The organism is Microbacterium sp. Leaf351, assembly GCF_001423825.1.
Classification (GTDB): Bacteria; Actinomycetota; Actinomycetes; order Actinomycetales; family Microbacteriaceae; genus Microbacterium; species Microbacterium ginsengisoli.
This window is the reverse complement of record NZ_LMPK01000031.1, coordinates 1-3804: the sequence shown is the minus strand read 5'-3', so window position 1 is coordinate 3804 and position 3804 is coordinate 1. Positions and strand designations below refer to the sequence as shown.

Annotated in this window: 1 protein-coding gene; it reads right to left on the bottom strand. The window is 33.8% G+C overall.

Going from position 1 to position 3804, the window contains the following annotated elements; translation table 11 throughout:
* Positions 1–2122: 2122 nt before the first annotated feature.
* A partial coding sequence (locus tag ASG00_RS14515; RefSeq protein ID WP_210168645.1) for a cytochrome P450 occupies positions 2123–3804 on the bottom strand: 1682 nt, incomplete at its 5' end.

Below are 3804 nucleotides of genomic sequence, written 5' to 3'. Positions count from 1 at the left end.
TGCAAATGTATCTATAATTTCATTTCTAATTCAACTATTGATCACAATTCTTTCTACAAACTACGTCATATCAAGTCAGCCATTTTACAATTTGGTTCATAAAGTTCGAAAATAATATTAACATTCACTCGTATTCATATCAAATACATTAATTTTAATTTAACTGTATCTAAGTTACAACAGATTGCAGTGATTTTTGCTGATTTCAAAATATCTATTAATATTGATTCAAAAATACAACATGGCGTTTTTACATTCTGACATTTAAATTTGGAATTCTAATCTACAAACTACATACAAGTTCTTATTCTTTGGAAACCCGCCATAGGTTTATTAAAAAAAACATTGAAACTTAAATTAAAGTCGTCTTTTAGCAAGAATCTAGTTATTTTAATTATTTAAATAATGTTTCTACATGATTATAAGAGTTTTTTACAATATTTCCCCTATTAAGTCTATATTCTACATCTATTTCTAATGTAAACAGTACTACATGTAAAATACAACATCAAACACACTTGCAACACAAATATAACCGAAGAAGTGTAATCAAAGAGTTTCAACTACTCACCACTAGATGACGCTAAACACAATTTCTAACCTACTAAAAAACTACGTTTCTTCGGTCAAATTAAGTATAAACAGCCGATTTTGACGAGAAATTTCTATAAAATTAATAAAAAAGGAACTTTAAGACACTTGATTGACTACTTTTCTAAAAAATCTACACGTTTCTATAGCAAAAATATACTCGTGACGTGAAATAACTATTTAAAATCTAACACTATTGTCACTACGTCATCTATTTGTGAAAAATAACGAAAAAGTCACGAAATATATTTTACTAGCGCAAGCGAAATCCAACAGGCAAGATACAGTCGTTTTTGGTTTTCTAATTCAAAATTATCAACGCTCAATATAATTGTAGTAAAAAGTCATTACAAACAAACTATTAATTAGTTACAAAAGGTTCCAGATAGAGTTCTAGATACGTTAACTGACAGATACTGCCATATAAGTAGTCAAAAGTAAAAACATTTCTTTGGCATTATCTATTAGATAACTATTTTGAACATTAGCTGGAAGCTGTGAATCTAGCCATAAATATACTAAAATATTCAACACTATCTTTTATTAGATAAAAAACAGTAATTTTGTCGTAAAAATATTGAAAACATTGACAAATATGAAACAGAAAAATCGTATTTTTTTATCAGTACACGTCAGCCATCTTCTTTTCCATAGACAACAAACATTTTTCCCGCCTTTTCTTCAAAGAATTTACGTCAGTATGGTTTACCGAAAATATAAAAAGAAATACTTAAAAAAACAATTATTTCAAGAAATAAATAGTTTTGAGCGATATAACCTTGTTTTTTTATTTGTATATTTAATGAGACGCTGTTTTGTTTAAATATAATTTTAGAACTACTCAGTTCTCTAGCTAAAAAAATAGAAGGCAGTGAAGTTAAAAATATCACCAAATAAAAAAAACTTTTTACAAAAAAACAAAACCGACTTTGAAGTCGGTGTCTGCAGGTCTGTTGACTGTGTTTATTTTGCCACCGACTTCTAGAGCCACCAAAATGCCGGAGATATGGATTAACATACATAAAAAAAAAGTACGGTCGAATTGAGAACCTCCTCCTTTTTGGGAAGTCGGTTAAAAAATAATATGCTATCTACTTTAATTTAATGTTATTGAAAAACCTAATTGGCTCTATATCTACAAAATATTTTATCTTGGTTAAAAAAATATAACATAATTACTCAAGCTCTAATTTTGGGCGTAAATTAAAGTATTTACCGACTTTAATTATTTGATGTATTTTCAACTGAATACGAAAACAACCTTTTAAGTTTGCTAAAAAAATGTCTGTCATCGCAATAAATATATTCAAATAGAAAAATAAAATAAGTTTTACTAAACAATTTAGGATGTAGTACATAGAAATATCTATTATCGCAAACCATTCAAATTAAAAAGTTATAAAATTTTCGCTAAAAAGGTAACTACAAAAAAACCTGCAATTTTTTCAAAAAAAAAACAGCGTCAACACAAAACTACAAATAAAAGAACCAAGCGCAAATAATTTACGTACTTTCAAAAAAATCAAAAAGATCAATGTTTTCTCGGGATCAAAAATAGGTTATACGTATCTTTAGGCAAAGCCACACACGCCGGTTTCTGTCTTAGATCTTCCAAATTTTCAGCCCCAATTTCAAACTCCTGCATTATACTGGCAAACATGACGAAACTCATCGTAGTTACTAAAGTTTGACCAATGCACGTTCGCTTACCTATACTAAAAGGCAGGAAATGTGGGATGTTCCTCTTAACAGACCAGACTTCTTTTTCCGTCTCCGCTGGCTTGCTCGGCCTTTCCCCATCAGATTCCATGCCGGAATCACAGAAAGAATTCCTTCGAACCCTAACTTTGGTCTTTTCTAGAAACCTTGATGGGTCAAATTTCTCCGGCTCATTCCAGTATTCCTCTGAAGTGTTTAGTTCATAGTTGTTTATGAAGACTATCGTTCCTTTTTCTACGCCATATCCTGAGATTGCTGCGTTCTCCGTAGCTACATGAGGAACGATAGGGGATGAGGCGTATCTTAGACATTCTAAGACAGTTGCTTCTGTGTATGGCAAACTATGACGGTCGAGTAATGTAACAGGCCTTTTGCCTTTAGTCAAACCGTCTAATTCTGCCCTAATCTTCCTGCCGACTTCAGGGTCTCTCGCCACAGCTGTCAAACATAACATGACAAGATTACCCACCGAAGAATGACCGCCTAGAAAATCTTCAAGCATGAAGATTATAGTATTTCTATCAACCGTCGGGTCTTCATGTAAAACTTTTAGCAACCCATCTAGAAAGTCCTTTTCAGGCCCTTCTATGTCCAGATCCAATTCCCTCTGTTCTACGATCCTTGAAAGAATGAACGAGCGAATATCTGAAGACCAGTTAGACAGTTTATCTAAATGCTTCTTGTAAAAAGGTTGGAGCCACGGCAGAAAATCTAAGGCATAACCTTGGTTAATCTCCCAGAAAATTTCGTCAAAATGGTCGACGATGCGCTTGAAATCTTCGTCGTTTTCGGCGTCAAATCTCACGTTGCACATGTAGTGCGAAAACATATTCATTGCTGTAGTCATTAAGATCGGTTTTAGGTTGATGCTGGAGTCTAAAGTACGGGTTATGTTTTTAAGTGTTTGTAGCAGTTCTATGGATTCGAATGTAGCGACGTCTCCGATGCGCGCGAAGTTGTCGGTGTGTTGTTTGGGTCCACAATGGCGGCGGGCGAGATTTCTTCTTCTTAGTTGAAGGTTTGACCAATCGCATAGTGCTAAGGAATTATTCCTATCGCCAGCAAAAAGTTGATGAAATCGGATAAAGTCAGGCCGTCCGCCGAAGAATTTTCCATTTTGATTCAAGACCTCCCGGATGAGGTCCAAATTATTAACCACTAGGCATTTCGACGTTCCCAATTGCAGCGTAAAAATGTCTCCATAAGTTTTCGCCAAGTCCGTGAAAGACTGGAATGGCGATTCGTGCTTGCCCAAAAGGTGCATATTACCTATTATTGGCAAAGGTGTAGGTCCCGGCGCCTCTTTTAGAACCAAAGTCTTATTTTCACCATATTTATTGAACTTTTTGTAAGTTATGGTGTTTGAGAAATAAATTTTGTATACCGCTACCAAAAAGGCGGCGAGCAAAAAGAGTGCACTCAACATCTTATTTTTTAATAAAAAAAAAAGATTTTTTAGAGTGGCTACACCGGTGGAGGGAACGACTATTCCGG